Consider the following 12966-nt stretch of genomic DNA (forward strand, 5'->3'; position numbering starts at 1 on the left):
TCACGACACGCGCTTCTTGCGCTCGATGAGTTGCAGGATCAGCGGGGTCAGGATGAGCTGCATGGCGAGGTCGAGCTTGTTGCCCGGCACAACGATGGAATTCGCCCGCGACATGAAGCTGTTCTGGATCATCGACAGCAGGTAGGGGAAGTCGATGCCGCGCGGCCGCGCAAAGCGGATGACCAGCATCGACTCGTCCGGTGTGGGTATCCAGCGGGCGATGAACGGATTCGACGTGTCGACGATCGGCACGCGCTGGAAGTTGATGTCGGTCTGCGTGAATTGCGGCGTGATGTAGCGCACATAGTCGGGCATGCGCCGCAGGATCACGTCCATGACGGCTTCGGTCGAATAGCCGCGCGTGGTCCGGTCGCGATGGATCTTCTGGATCCATTCGAGGTTGATGACTGGCACGACGCCGATCTTCAGGTCGGCGTGGCGAGCAAGGTTGACCTGCTCGGTCGCCACGCAGCCATGCAGACCCTCGTAGAACAGAAGGTCGCTGGCCGGAAACTCGCGCCAGTCGGTGAAGGTGCCGGGCTGCTGGCAGTAGAGCTTGGCCTCTTCCTCGTCGTGGACATAGGTGCGGGTCTTGCCAGTTCCGCGGCGGCCATATTCCTCGAAGACGGATTCGAGGATTTCGAGTTCGTTGGCGTCGATATTGAAGTGGGTGAAGTTCGGATTGCCCTTCTTCTCTTCCTCCGCGACCTTCACCTTCATCGCCGCGCGGTCGTAACGATGGAATGCATCGCCCTCGATGAACGCGGCCTCGATCTTCTCACGCCGGAAAATCAGCTCGAAGATGCGCTTCACCGAAGTGGTGCCGGCGCCGGACGAGCCTGTAATGGAAATGATCGGGTGCTTTGCCGACATGAAACGCTTTCTCCCCCTCAGGCGCGGAACAGGCCACGATGGCCGAACAGCGGCGAACGCTCCCCGATGCTGCTCGGATCGTTGTGATAGCGGGCGATCCTGGCCACCTCGCGGGCCGAGCCGAACACCAGCGGAACACGCTGGTGCAGGCTTTGCGGCTGGATCTCCAGGATACGCTCGACGGTGTCGGTGGCCGCGCCCCCGGCCTGCTCGATCAGGTAGGCGATGGGGTTTGCCTCGTAGACGAGGCGCAGCCGGCCGTTCGCATATCCGCGGCGCGTGTCGCCCGGGTAGAGGAAGACGCCGCCGCGCATGAGGATGCGGTAGCAGTCGGCGACCAGCGAGGCGATCCAGCGCATGTTGAAGTCGCGCTCGCGCGGGCCCTCGGTGCCCTTCAGGCAGTCGTCGACATAGAGCCGCACGGCCTCGTCCCAATGGCGGTAGTTGGCGGCGTTGATTGCGAATTCATGGGCGCGCGCCGGCACGATGCGGCTTTCATAGGCCTGCACGAAGGTGCCCAGCCGGGCCGACTGGACGAAGACATGCGTGCCGCTGCCCAGCGACAGGACCAGCGCCAGCTGCGGTCCGTAGATGAAGAAGCCGGCGCCGAGCAGGTTCGTTCCCGCCTGCAAAAAGGAGGCGGCCGGATTTTCGTCCGGCACGCCAGTTGCAGGGAGGAGCGAGAAAATCGTTCCGATCGACACGTTGGTGTCGATGTTGGAGGAGCCATCGAGCGGGTCGATGGCGATGGCGAGGTCGGCATCCTTGTCGAGCAGCACCGGCTGCTCCAGTTCTTCGGAAGCGTAGAGGCCGACAGGGGCATGGCGCATCGCGTCCAGGAAGATGTCGTCGGCGAAGACGTCGAGATCCTTCTGCACGTCGCCGTCGGGATTGGCGCCGCGGCTGCCGGCGAAGGCCCTGCCGAGCGCGCCCTGGTTGATGGTGTTGCGCACCTTGACGGCTGCCTGCGCGAGCTGATGGATCGTTGCGACGATTGCGGCGCGGCGTCCGTTGCCGCCGTTGCCGACATAGGAATTCAGAACTGCATCGAGTGTCGCCGCCGTCATCGTCATCCTCCGGGCCGGTCGTCTTGGTGTGACCAGGCCCGAGGGAGATGAGATCAAAGCGGCGTGAATAAGTAAATTTTAATAACTTTACTTTTCGAGTAAAAATTGTTTAGTTCAGCCATGAGAAACCTCACCTTCAGGCAGCTCCGGGCAGTTCAGGCGATCCTCGCCAGCGGCAAAATCGTCAATGCTGCCAAGGTGTTGGGACTGTCTGCGCCAGCGGTGACGATCCAGCTCCGGCAGGCCGAGGAAGAGCTGGGCATTGCTCTCTTCGACCGCACCGCGGACGGGATGCGTCCGACTGCCGCAGGGTTAGCTCTTGTCGATGCCGCGCAGGCGATCGAAGAGCGCCTGCGGCTGCTGGAGGACCAGATCGACGCGATCAAGGGCGTGCGCACCGGCAGCCTGACGCTGGGCGTCGTCTCCACCGCCAAATACTTCGCGCCCCGGCTGATGGCCGCCTTCATGAAGGAGCATCCCGATATCGAGATGCGGCTGAAGATCGGTAATCGCGCCGAGACGATCGCCAACCTGAAAAGCCATGACGTCGACATCGCGCTGATGGGGCGCCCGGCGCGCGACGTGCCGGTGCGGGCCTCGGCCTTCGGCGATCATCCGCTGGTCATCATCGCCCCGCCAGACCACCCGCTGGCCACGGCCCGCGACATTTCGAAGGAGCGCATCGCGCGCGAAAACTTCCTGGTCCGCGAGCCGGGCTCGGGCACGCGCATCTCGCTGGAGATCTTCCTCAGCGAGATTCCCGGCCGGCTCGACGACCTCGGCGTAGAGATGGACTCCAACGAGACCATCAAGCAGGCGGTGATGGCGGGGCTGGGCATCGCATTCATCTCGGCGCACACGGTTGCCTTCGAGGTGGAAACGGGGCGTCTCGTGATACTCGACGTGCAGGGCATGCCGATCCGCCGACAATGGTTCGCGGTGATCCGGGCAGACCGGGCGATTTCGCCGGCGATGGCGACGTTCCACGATTTCCTCATGCGCAAGGGCGCCATGTATCTGCCGCTGTTCGGCAAGCTGTACCCGGCGCCGGGTCCACGGGCACCGGCCGAGCCTATTTCTTAGGGGCAAGGATCTCGGCGATGGTCTTGGAGAGCTGGTAGAGCCGCTGCTCGATCAGCGTCGGCACCTCGCAGACATAGGTGAGCGACTTGACGCGTTCGTCGAAAATCCGCGTCTCAACGGTCAACTGATCGGTCAGCGCGGCCACCTGCTTGGGGTCGGCGTCGGGCTTGGCGCGCAGCTTATCGGCCTCGGACTGCTCCTTGCGCAACTGCGCGGCAAGATCGATCTGCTTGCTTGCATAGCGGCCGATGCCGGAGATGACGCGGGAGCGCTCGGCATCCATGTGGTCGAACAGCCCCTGTTCCAGCATCGTCATCTTGGGGGTGAGCTTGTCCGGCGGCAGGCTGGCGGCGAAGTCCTTGATCTGCTGTTCGGCGTCCTCCAGCGGTAGGCGGCGGGCGGCCAGGTCCTCGACGCGCCTGGCGATGTCCTCGTCGTCCGACCAGTTCTTGGCCGAGTCGGGCAGGTTCGGACCGTTCCACACCTGGGCGAGCGACAGTTCTGGCACCTTGCGCTGCATGCATGGCCAGTCGGGCTCGGTGTTGGCGGCATGCGCGGGTTGGGCGAGGGCAGAGGCCAGCAGGACGCCGGCAAGGCTCAAGATCGGCCGCGTGGGTCTCATCAAGCGTTTCCTCCGGTATCCTGTTTGCGGTTCATGAGGCCTCGCGACGGGTCGTAGGCGACGATTGCGCCGCCCAGGAACAGCAACGTGCAGCCGACCACCACCGCCAGCGACAGCCAGTCGACCTGGCCGTAGAACGCGAAGCGGATCAGCTCGACGGCGTAGGTGAAGGGGTTGAGCAGGCAGATGACGTAGAGGATGGGACTCGACTGCTGGACACGCCACAGCGGGTAAAGCGCCGGCGAGGCGAAATACATCGGAAAGATCACGAAGTTCATCACGCCGGAGAAGTTCTCGAGCTGTTTGATGAGTGACGACAGGAACATGCCGAGAGCGCACAGCATCAATCCCGCCAGGAACAGCGCCGGCAGCACGAACAGATAGCCCATTACCGACGTCTTGATGTCCCAGAACCAGGCCACGAACAGGAACACATAGACCTGGGCGATGGAGACCGCGACGCCTGCGAACAGCTTGGACACGAGCAGGTACCAGCGCGGGAAGGGACTGACCAGCAGCGTGCGCATGTTACCCATTTCGCGGTCATAGACCATCGAGAGCGACGACTGCATGCCGGAGAACAGCAGGATCATGCCGCACAGGCCGGGCGTGATGTAGACCTCGTAGAGCACATAGGTCTTGTAGGGCGGGATGATCGAGACGCCGAGCACCTGGCGAAAGCCGGCGGCGAAGATCAGCAGCCACACCAGCGGCCTGACCAGCGAGGAGATGAAGCGCTCACGCTGGTTCACGAAGCGCAGGCTCTCGCGCACCAGGATGCCCTTCATGCAGATCAGGTACTGGCGAAGGCCGAAATGCGGCGACCGCATCGGCACGACCCCGCGTTCGTTGGTGCGGGCAGGCAGGTCGCTCATGGCTGCATGTCCGTGATCTGCTGGTCGTCGAGGCCGCTGAGCCGCGAGAAGGCCTCGCGGATGGTGTTCATGCCGGTGGCTCGCACCACCTCGACGACGTTGCCGGCGGCGACGAGACGGCCTTCGCGCAGCACCAGGACATGATCGCTGTCCTCGACCTCGTCGATCAGATGCGTGGCCCACAGCACGCCGATGCCTTCGGTCGCAACCAGCTTGCGGATGGTGGCGAGAATGCCCGCGCGCGACTGGATGTCGAGCCCGACCGTTGCCTCGTCGAGCAGCAGCAGGGGCGGACGGTGCAGCATCGCCCGGGCGATCTCGATGCGGCGCATCTGGCCGCCCGAGAGGCTGCGCGCCTTGTCGTGCAGCCTGTCGCTCATGCCCACCTGCTGCAGTAGGTCCTCGATGCGCTCCCGCGCCTCGCGCGCGCCGATGCCGTGCAGCGACGCGTGGTAGGAGAGGTTCTGGTAGACGCTGAGGTCGAGATCGAGCGTGCGTGCCTGGAAGACGATGCCGAGGCGTTTCAGCGCCTCGCCCGAGGCGCGGGCGACATCGTGCCCGAAGATACGGATCGAGCCGTCGCGCGTGTTGTAGAGGCGGCTGATCAGCGAGAACAGCGTCGTCTTGCCGGCTCCGTTGAGGCCGAGCAGCACGGTGAAGGTCGCCGGCGCGATGGCAAAGGACACGTCCGACAAAGCCCGCTTCGAACCGTAGGAATAGCTGACCGCGGCGACTTCGAGGGCCGCCACGCCGCCATGTCCGTCGGTCTTCACGTGCTGCAAGCCGGATCGCTCCTTTGCGGCCTAACCATAACGCCGGTTACCGGCCGGCCTCCATTGGCCTATTTGATGGTAATCGTGCCCTTCATGCCCTTGTCGGCCAGGTCCGGCACCGACCATGTGTAGGTGCCGGGCCGCACAGTGCTGAATTCGACCAGGATCGTGCCCGGCTTGTCGTACTCCAGCCAGGCCGGCCCGCCGTTCATGTGGATTTCGAGGCCGTTGACGACGATCTGGTTCATCCAGACGTTCCGGAACAGGTCGGTGACGAATTTGTATTCCAGCCCGGTCCCTGAGCTGATCTTCCAGCGATAGCCCTGTCCGGCGAGAAGGTTGAAATCCTTCTGGTTGACCGCGAGGTTGTCTTCGGCCGTGCCAAGCATGAGCTCGGGCACCGTCTGGCTGGTGCGCGTGAGCTTGGGCTGTTCGTCGTCGTCCGTTTCTTGTGCGAGAACATGGGACGGCAGCAGTGCCGCGCCGGCCAGCGCTGCGAAAGCAACAGTGCGGTAGGCCTTCATTGTCGTCTCCTCCTGCTTGCTTCGAAATGCCTTACTTCGGCGACACCACCACGCCCCAGGGCAGCGTGCCGACGGTGACCGACTCGATCGGCTCGTCGCTGGCCACGTCGATGAAGGTGATGTCGTTGGAAATGCCGTTGGTGCTGATGATCGTCTTCTGGTCGGGCGTGAAGGCGAGATGCCAGACCCGCTGGCCGACCAGCACGTATTTCTCCACCTGGTAGGTTTGCGTGTTGATCACCGCCACGCGGTTGGCGGGCCCGAGCGCGACATAGGCTTTCTTGCCATCGGCGGTGATGTTCACGCCGACCGGCTGGATGGCCTCGCTGCGCAGCCCCGGGATCTCGAAGGTGATCCTGTGCGTGACCTCGTGGGTTGCATTGTCGATGACCGAGACGGTGCCGCCGATCTCCGAGCTGACCCAGACCTCGGAGCCGTCCGGCTTGAACTCGGCGTAGCGCGGCCGGGCATCGACCAGCACATTGGCGATGATCTCATGCGACTGCGTGTCGATGAAATGGGCCATGCTCGTCGTTTCCGACGTGTTGACCAGGGTCTTGCCATCGGGGCTGACACCCATGCCTTCCGGCTCGACGCCGACGGGTATCTCGGCCACCACCTTCTTCGTCGCCAGGTCGATGACGGTGACGAGATTGTCGTTCTCGTTGGCGACGTAGAGGACCTTGCCGTCCGGCGACAGCGTGAACAGTTCGGGGTCGGGGCCGGAGGGGAGGGTGCCCACGACCTGGAGCGTGCCGGTGTCGATCACCTGGATCGTGTCGTCATCGCTGGCGCACAGATAGATGAAGTTGCCATCGGGCGAGATGGTGATGCCGCGCGGGCGCTGGCCGACCGGCACTGTCTTGATCACCTTCATCGTCGTCGAATCCACGATGGTGATGGTGTTGTCCTTCTCGTTGGAGACATAGACCATGTAGGCCGAGGCCGGTGTGGCCAATAACCAGGTGGCCAGGGTGGCGGCCATGAGTGCCAGTTGTCTGCGCATCCGGAACTCCCTCCCGGTTGTTCGTCGTTCCGTTCCTACTTCTTGAAGACGCATTTCGTTTCAGGCTGGTCGACGCCAAGCGTGTCGAGCTCGGAGACCTGGTGCAGGAACCCCGGCTGCGGCGAGGTGGAGACGACGATCTTGTCGTCGCCGAGGAAGATCGGCTGACGCAATTGCAGGTTCCAGGCGCGGAAGGTGAGCTTCTGGCCCTTGAAGGCGGCGATCGAGAACTGGTCGCTATGGAGATAGTCGCTGATCTTGCCGGGATCGCCGCTGTTGGTGCGGGTGGCGGCCTCGCCGATCGAGCGCACTGCGGTCCAGGCGTCCATGTCCTTGGACAGCATGTGGCGGCCGGCGCTCTTGTCGAAGCGGGTCTGCAGTTGCGAGCCGCCCCATTGCTCGCTCGCCGGATGCCACGAGGACGCCGTCAGTCCGGCGGTCCCGGCCACCACGCGCGGCAGCCAGGTGCGATAGGGCACATAGGTTCCGAACACCTCGCTCTCGTCGGCAACCAGCAGCACGTCGTGGTCGGGCAGGTCCTGCGTGAACACCGGCATCTGCTGCTGGATCTGGATGACGCCCGTGTCGGTGCGGCGTGCTGTGCCAGTGTCCATGAACTCCTTTTCGGCCAGGAGCTTGCCGCCGAAGCGTGTCGCCGCACGGCGCAGAGCGTCGGCGAAGAGATGGTCGTTGTCATGCGAGCCGTAGACCAGCACCCATCGCGGCCATTGCTTCCAGATCAGGTATTGCGCCAAGGCGTCGGCCAGCATGCTGCGCGTCGGCGCGACGTGGAAGACGTTCCACCGGCAATCCTCCTCGCGCAAGATGTCGTCGGGGGCGCCGACGTTGAAGAGCAGCACACCCTTGTCGCGGGCGATGTCGGCGATCGACAGCAACTGCTTGGCCGAAAGATCGGCAACCACATAGCGATCGCCCTTGGCGACCAGTTCGTCGAAGGCCGCAACGGCATCGGCATCCGGCTTGATCTCGGCGATGTCGAGATCGAACTTCTGCTTGAGGAAGGACCCGGTGGTGTCGTTGTCGCTGATGCCGAGTTTCGCGCCGGCTATGCCTATATCCGTCGGCGGAACGTCGAGGAGCGACAGGGCTAGCTGCGGTTCGTAGGCGCGCAGATAGCCGATCCTGATTTCGGTCATCTGCTGCGGCGGCTTGGCCGGCTGGGCTTGCGGCTGCGCCTCCTCGGCGAGAGCCGGCAAAACATTGACGGCCGTCCAAAAAAGAACGATGAACATCCACAGAGAGTTCGGCACCATACTCTTCATAGTGACTCACCCATTGTCGCCCGGCCAAAGGTCGGGAGAAAGTGCTGCCAAGGTTCGGTGCCGAAATGAACTTAGCCCAGAGCCATATATTTTCAAAGGGCTCGAGCCAGGATTTCATCGTGGCTGGCGCAATTCATGTCGCAATTTCTCATGTTTTAAGGCGCTTCGGGAGGACCGCGCGCCAGTCGGTCCTCGTAAACCGCTTCGGCGGTTTTGCCCGCAATGTCGGCGCGGACTATGCTGGAGACGTGGACAAGCTCGCACGGCCGATCGCAAACCCGAATGACCGCGCCGAGGAACGGCGCTATATCGAGGCCGGTGACGCACGAAGAGACGAACATCTCGGCGGCATCGCTGGGTGTCCTGGCCGCCCATACTGTAACATACTGGCCTCGCGCCTGAAGGAATTGACGAAATGACGAAAATGCTGGCGAGCGTGAACGGCGTCGAGGAGGCGGAGATCGCCCTTGCGGGCGGCGCCGACATCATCGACCTGAAGAACCCGAGGGCAGGGGCGCTCGGCGCGGCGACCACGGAGGTCATCCGACAGACGGTCGCGGCGGTCGGCGGCAGGCTGCCGGTCAGCGCCGTGGCCGGCGACCTGCCGATGCAGCCAGAGGTCATCCGCGCCAAGGCGGAGGAGATCGCGGCCACGGGCGTCGACTACGTCAAGGTCGGCTTCTTCCCGTCGGATGACGCGGCCGCCTGTGCCGAAGCATTGGCGGAGCTTGCGGGGCGGACGAAACTGATCGGCGTTCTGTTCGCGGACCTCGAGCCGGACTTTGGCCTGCTGCCGGTTCTGGCTCGTCGCGGCTTCCACGGCGCCATGCTGGACACGGCCAAGAAGGATGGTCGCCGCCTACTCAACCACATTCCTCCCGAGCATCTGCCTTCTTTCGTCGAACGCTGCCGCTCGCACGAGCTTGCGGTCGGGCTGGCCGGCTCGCTGGAAGCACCCGACATTCCGCGCCTGCTGCCGATGATGCCCGACTTCCTCGGCTTCCGGGGCGCCCTGTGCGACCAGTCGCAGCGCACCGGCGCCATCGAGCTGGAGGCTGTCCGGCAGATCCGCGCTCTCATTCCCGACGCGCGGCCGGCCGGCGCCACCGCCAGCATCGACTACCGGCTGCTCGCCGCGCGCGGTTATTCGCCCGGTGCGGCCGACCCGGCGTTCGGCACTGACAAGATCTTCGTGCGCGACTTCGTGCTGCCGGTGCAGATCGGCGCCTACAGCTTTGAGCACGGCCACACCCAGAAGGTGCGTTTCGACGTCGTGGCCGACGTGCTGCGTGTGACCCACGCGCCGGAAGACATGCGCCACGTCTTCTCCTACGACGTCATCATGGACGGGATCCGCGCCATTGTCGCACGCGGCCACGTCCAGCTTAGCGAGGCGCTGGCCGAGCAGGTGGCCGCGTTGGTGCTGGAAGATCCGCGGGTGATGCAGGTGACGGTGCGGGTGGAGAAGCTCGAGCTCGGGCCGGGCGGCGTCGGCGTCGAGATCGAGCGCAGGCGGGCGACGGAACGGGCACTGACACTGCGCCACGGCGCGGCCACAGGCGAGGGTGGCTTGGCGGCCGGCCGCGGCCAGAAGGGCACGTCTTCATGAGGCGAATTGTCGTCAAGCTTGGCGGCAGCACGGCCTATCATGCCGAAATGCGGGAGTGGGTCCGGGTGCTGGCCGAAGCGCCCGCACCGCTTGTCATCGTGCCGGGCGGGGGCCCCTTCGCCAACCGCGTGCGCGAGGCGCAGGCGCAGATGGGGTTCTCCGACGCCTCCGCTCACTTCATGGCGATCCTGGCCATGGAGCAGATGGCACTGGCCTTGCTCGACATGAACGAGCGGTTTTTGCCCGCACGCACGGTCGAGGAGATCGATGCGGCGCTGGCGCGTGGGGCGTCGCCGGTCTGGCTGCCCTCGCAGATGTGCTACGCCGCGGCCGACATCGCGCAATCATGGGACGTGACCTCGGATTCGCTCGCGGCCTGGCTTGCAGGTCGCGTCGACGCCGAAGCGCTGCTTTTGATCAAGCAGACCGACACCTTCGAGGCGCAGGTCGACATCGGCGGTCTGGTGGCCGCCGGTTTCGTCGATCCGCTGCTGCCGACAATGCTGCCCTCGACCACGGAGCTCTACCTGGCCGGACCGGGCTCGCTGGCGACGGTGTCTCAGCGTCTTGCTGCCGGCGGCATGCCGGGAACGGAGTTTGCCGCGCGCGCGGCGGAGAGAGGAGCGGCATAGGCATGGTCAAGTTGCACACGCCGCGCTGGGCATGGGTGCTGACCGGCTCCGGCCATTTCTTCACGGAGAGCTTTGCGCTCATCCACCAACTCGAGCATTGCGACATCTTCGTCACCAAGGCGGCCGAGGAAGTGCTGCGCATGTACAAGCTGAAGCTCGAATTCCCCAAGACGATGCGGGTGATCCACGACAAGACGGCGAGCTCCATTCCTGTCGGCGGCTTCTACCACGGGGTCTACCACACGGTGGTGATCGCCCCCGCTACCTCCAACACGGTGGCGAAATGCGTGCTCGGCATTTCCGACACCATCGCCACGAATGTCTATGCTCAGGCGGGCAAGTGCCGCGTGCCGTCGATCGTCTTTGCCTGCGACACCGCGCCGGAACTGGAAACCATGGCGCCGCACGGCATGGTCAAGGTCTATCCGCGCCCGATCGATCTCGAACATACCGAGCGGCTGAAGAGCTTCCACTACACCAAGGTCGTGGAATCGCTGGCCGATCTGGAGGCAGCCGTGGCCGCGCGCCGGGCCGAGCTGGCAAGCCATGGCTGAGCGGCTCGTCTTCCTCACCGGCCATCTCGCCAGGGCGCGGCTTGAGCGACTTCTGGCCGGGCTGGGGGAGACCGAGTTTTCCTGGGAGATCATCGACATCGGCGTGAAGGTTGCAGCGCTGATGACGGAGGAAATCATCAAGCGCCGGCTGAAGATGCCGGAAGGAACGGACCGCGTCATGGTGCCCGGCCGGTATCGCGGCGATCTCGATAGGCTGGCGGTGCATTTCAATGTGCCTTTCGTGCGCGGCCCGGACGAGATCGCGGATCTGCCGGCCTTCCTCGGCCGCGCGGGCGAGCCGCCGGACCTGTCGCGCCACGACATGCGCATCTTCGCCGAAATCGTTGATGCGCCGATGCTTTCTATCGCCGGATTGCTGGCGCGGGCGCGTGTCCTGGTCGAGGCGGGTGCCGACGTGGTCGATCTCGGCTGCCTGCCCGAGACGCCGTTTCCGCTGCTGGGCGAGGCAGTGCGCGCGCTGAAGGCGGAGGGCATTTCGGTCAGCGTCGACTCGGCCAATATCGAGGAGCTGAAGACAGGAGCGGAGGCTGGCGCCGATTATCTCCTCAGCCTCAACGAGGAGACGCTGCCGCTCGCCTTCGACCATCCGGCGGTGCCGGTGCTGATCCCCTCGGTTCCCGGCGACCTGGATTCGCTCGGCCGTGCCATAGAGGCGGCAGAGCGCGCGGGCATCGCCTTCATCGCCGACCCGGTTCTCGACCCGATCCATTTCGGCTTCGCGGCTTCGCTCGGCCGATTCATCGAGGCGCGGCGGCGCTGGCCGGGTATCGAGCTTCTGATGGGCACCGGCAACCTGACCGAACTGACTGACGCCGACACTTCTGGCATCACCGCCGTGTTGGCCGGCCTGTGCTCGGAACTCGGCGTGCGCAATGTGCTGACCGTGCATGTGAGCCCGCACACGGTGCGCACGGTGGAGGAGCACGACCTTGCCCGCCGTATCCTCTATGCCGCCCGCGCCGATGGGGCGCTGCCGCGCGACTATCACCCCGGGCTGCTGCAGATCCACGACCGCAAGCCCTATGCGGCGAGCCTGGAGGACATCGCGGCACTTGCCGCCGATGTGCGCGACGCCAATTTCCGCATCGTGACCGCGGAGGACGGCATCCATATCTTCAACAGCAAGGGCCATGCCGTGGCGACGGACGCCTTCGAGCTGTTTCCGGGGCTCGGGGTCGAGAAGGATGGCGCGCATGCCTTCTATCTCGGCGCCGAGCTGATGAAGGCCGAGATCGCCTGGCGCCTTGGCAAGCGCTACGCTCAGGACGAGCCGCTGGCCTGGGGCGTGGCTGCACCCGCGCCGGAGGCCGATCGAACGCGGCTGGCCGAGGTCGGCCACACGCTAAAGGCCAAGAAGGAGGGCAGGTGATGCCTTACATCCGCGAGTCGATCATCACCACCGTGGACAAAAGCGGCAAGGTGCATGTCGCGCCGCTCGGCATCATCGCCGAGAAGGACGGCTGGATCGTCGCGCCGTTCCGGCCCTCGGTCACGCTCGACAATCTGGCGCACGTGCCCTTCGCGGTCGCCAACTACACCGACGATGCCCGCATCTTCGCGGGCTGCCTGACCGGACGGAAGGACTGGGGTACCGTGCTGCTGGCGGGATATCCGGTTCCGCGCCTCGAGGCGGCGCTGGCGCATTCGGTGCTCGAGGTGGTGCATGTCGAAGATGACGGCGTGCGCCCGCGCCATTTCTGCCGCGTGGTGGCGGAGGAGATGCACGCGCCCTTCACCGGCCTCAATCGGGCCAAGGCAGCGGTGCTGGAACTGGCTATCCTCGTCAGCCGGCTGGGCATGCTGCCGCGCGAGAAGATCGAGTCCGAGATCGCCTATCTCACCATCGCCATCGATAAGACCGCCGGCCCGGCCGAGAAGGAAGCCTGGGGCTGGTTGATGGAAAAGGTGACGGAGCATTTCGCCGCATTGGACGCCAAGGGGCGGGATGTGCACGCCCGGCCCGAAGGGAGCCTTCCTCCCGAAAGCTGACGTTTTGAATCGGAACGCAGCCCCAACTGTCTGTCGGGGCTGACTTTTTTCAGAT

At 64.7% G+C, this 12966-nt stretch carries 15 protein-coding genes; 7 read left to right on the top strand and 8 right to left on the bottom strand.

The genetic code is table 11. The features are described from left to right. Both ABLE85_RS18095 and ABLE85_RS18100 read right to left on the bottom strand, forming a co-directional pair. Positions 1-873, bottom strand: coding sequence for a phosphoribulokinase (locus tag ABLE85_RS18095; RefSeq protein ID WP_348794099.1), 873 nt, complete (start codon positions 871-873; stop codon positions 1-3). 17 nt (positions 874-890) lie between these two features. Next, a complete protein-coding gene (locus ABLE85_RS18100) occupies positions 891-1940 on the bottom strand; it encodes a class 1 fructose-bisphosphatase (RefSeq protein ID WP_348794100.1) in 1050 nt (349 codons plus the stop codon). A gap of 120 nt (positions 1941-2060) precedes the next feature. Here ABLE85_RS18100 and ABLE85_RS18105 point away from each other — a divergent pair, with 120 nt between their 5' ends. Continuing rightward, positions 2061-3023, top strand: coding sequence for a LysR family transcriptional regulator (locus ABLE85_RS18105; RefSeq protein ID WP_348794214.1), 963 nt, complete (start codon positions 2061-2063; stop codon positions 3021-3023). Here ABLE85_RS18105 and ABLE85_RS18110 read toward each other — a convergent pair. The 6 genes from ABLE85_RS18110 to ABLE85_RS18135 are packed head-to-tail and all read right to left on the bottom strand — an operon-like array spanning position 3013 to position 8106. Beyond that, a complete protein-coding gene (locus ABLE85_RS18110) occupies positions 3013-3645 on the bottom strand; it encodes a hypothetical protein (protein ID WP_348794101.1) in 633 nt (210 codons plus the stop codon). The two genes, ABLE85_RS18105 and ABLE85_RS18110, sit on opposite strands and share 11 nt — an antisense overlap. Continuing rightward, positions 3645-4475: an ABC transporter permease gene (locus ABLE85_RS18115; protein ID WP_348794215.1), complete on the bottom strand. Its 831-nt coding sequence runs from the start codon at positions 4473-4475 to the stop codon at positions 3645-3647. Before ABLE85_RS18115 ends, ABLE85_RS18110 begins: the two co-directional genes overlap by 1 nt. A gap of 41 nt (positions 4476-4516) precedes the next feature. After that, complete coding sequence (locus tag ABLE85_RS18120) at positions 4517-5302, bottom strand: ABC transporter ATP-binding protein (RefSeq protein WP_348794102.1); 786 nt, start codon at positions 5300-5302, stop codon at positions 4517-4519. 59 nt (positions 5303-5361) lie between these two features. After that, on the bottom strand, positions 5362-5817 hold the full coding sequence (locus ABLE85_RS18125; RefSeq protein WP_348794103.1) for a hypothetical protein: 456 nt from the start codon (positions 5815-5817) through the stop codon (positions 5362-5364). A 31-nt stretch (positions 5818-5848) separates the two neighbouring features. Continuing rightward, on the bottom strand, positions 5849-6823 hold the full coding sequence (locus ABLE85_RS18130; protein ID WP_348794104.1) for a YVTN family beta-propeller repeat protein: 975 nt from the start codon (positions 6821-6823) through the stop codon (positions 5849-5851). Between the two features lie 35 nt (positions 6824-6858). Then, a complete protein-coding gene (locus ABLE85_RS18135; RefSeq protein ID WP_348794105.1) occupies positions 6859-8106 on the bottom strand; it encodes an ABC transporter substrate-binding protein in 1248 nt (415 codons plus the stop codon). A gap of 65 nt (positions 8107-8171) precedes the next feature. Here ABLE85_RS18135 and ABLE85_RS18140 point away from each other — a divergent pair, with 65 nt between their 5' ends. Genes ABLE85_RS18140 through ABLE85_RS18165 form a run of 6 tightly spaced genes read left to right on the top strand, consistent with a single transcriptional unit; the run spans position 8172 to position 12911 of the window. Further along, entirely contained in the window at positions 8172-8525 is a 354-nt protein-coding gene (locus ABLE85_RS18140; RefSeq protein WP_348794106.1) for a hypothetical protein, read from the top strand. Then, complete coding sequence (locus tag ABLE85_RS18145; RefSeq protein ID WP_348794107.1) at positions 8522-9715, top strand: (5-formylfuran-3-yl)methyl phosphate synthase; 1194 nt, start codon at positions 8522-8524, stop codon at positions 9713-9715. Before ABLE85_RS18140 ends, ABLE85_RS18145 begins: the two co-directional genes overlap by 4 nt. Further along, positions 9712-10347 carry a dihydroneopterin aldolase gene (locus ABLE85_RS18150; protein ID WP_348794108.1) on the top strand — a complete coding sequence of 212 codons (636 nt, stop codon included), beginning with the start codon at positions 9712-9714 and terminating at the stop codon, positions 10345-10347. Before ABLE85_RS18145 ends, ABLE85_RS18150 begins: the two co-directional genes overlap by 4 nt. A 2-nt stretch (positions 10348-10349) precedes the next feature. After that, a complete protein-coding gene (locus ABLE85_RS18155) occupies positions 10350-10901 on the top strand; it encodes a flavoprotein (RefSeq protein ID WP_348794109.1) in 552 nt (183 codons plus the stop codon). Further along, on the top strand, positions 10894-12291 hold the full coding sequence (locus ABLE85_RS18160; RefSeq protein WP_348794110.1) for a DUF6513 domain-containing protein: 1398 nt from the start codon (positions 10894-10896) through the stop codon (positions 12289-12291). Before ABLE85_RS18155 ends, ABLE85_RS18160 begins: the two co-directional genes overlap by 8 nt. Beyond that, positions 12291-12911, top strand: a complete 621-nt coding sequence (locus tag ABLE85_RS18165) for a DUF447 domain-containing protein (protein ID WP_348794111.1) — start codon at positions 12291-12293, stop codon at positions 12909-12911. Before ABLE85_RS18160 ends, ABLE85_RS18165 begins: the two co-directional genes overlap by 1 nt. Positions 12912-12966: the final 55 nt, after the last annotated feature.

Source organism: Mesorhizobium sp. KR1-2, from assembly GCF_040045035.1.
Classification (GTDB): domain Bacteria; phylum Pseudomonadota; class Alphaproteobacteria; order Rhizobiales; family Rhizobiaceae; genus Pseudaminobacter.

Coding starts and splice junctions, on each gene's coding strand:
- ABLE85_RS18095 (WP_348794099.1), bottom strand. CDS start 873: ATGTCGGCAAAGCACCCGATCATTTCCATTACAGGCTCGTCCGGCGCC.
- ABLE85_RS18100 (WP_348794100.1), bottom strand. CDS start 1,940: ATGACGGCGGCGACACTCGATGCAGTTCTGAATTCCTATGTCGGCAAC.
- ABLE85_RS18105 (WP_348794214.1), top strand. CDS start 2,061: ATGAGAAACCTCACCTTCAGGCAGCTCCGGGCAGTTCAGGCGATCCTC.
- ABLE85_RS18110 (WP_348794101.1), bottom strand. CDS start 3,645: ATGAGACCCACGCGGCCGATCTTGAGCCTTGCCGGCGTCCTGCTGGCC.
- ABLE85_RS18115 (WP_348794215.1), bottom strand. CDS start 4,475: ATGCGGTCGCCGCATTTCGGCCTTCGCCAGTACCTGATCTGCATGAAG.
- ABLE85_RS18125 (WP_348794103.1), bottom strand. CDS start 5,817: ATGAAGGCCTACCGCACTGTTGCTTTCGCAGCGCTGGCCGGCGCGGCA.
- ABLE85_RS18130 (WP_348794104.1), bottom strand. CDS start 6,823: ATGCGCAGACAACTGGCACTCATGGCCGCCACCCTGGCCACCTGGTTA.
- ABLE85_RS18135 (WP_348794105.1), bottom strand. CDS start 8,106: ATGAAGAGTATGGTGCCGAACTCTCTGTGGATGTTCATCGTTCTTTTT.
- ABLE85_RS18140 (WP_348794106.1), top strand. CDS start 8,172: ATGAACTTAGCCCAGAGCCATATATTTTCAAAGGGCTCGAGCCAGGAT.
- ABLE85_RS18145 (WP_348794107.1), top strand. CDS start 8,522: ATGACGAAAATGCTGGCGAGCGTGAACGGCGTCGAGGAGGCGGAGATC.
- ABLE85_RS18150 (WP_348794108.1), top strand. CDS start 9,712: ATGAGGCGAATTGTCGTCAAGCTTGGCGGCAGCACGGCCTATCATGCC.
- ABLE85_RS18155 (WP_348794109.1), top strand. CDS start 10,350: ATGGTCAAGTTGCACACGCCGCGCTGGGCATGGGTGCTGACCGGCTCC.
- ABLE85_RS18160 (WP_348794110.1), top strand. CDS start 10,894: ATGGCTGAGCGGCTCGTCTTCCTCACCGGCCATCTCGCCAGGGCGCGG.
- ABLE85_RS18165 (WP_348794111.1), top strand. CDS start 12,291: ATGCCTTACATCCGCGAGTCGATCATCACCACCGTGGACAAAAGCGGC.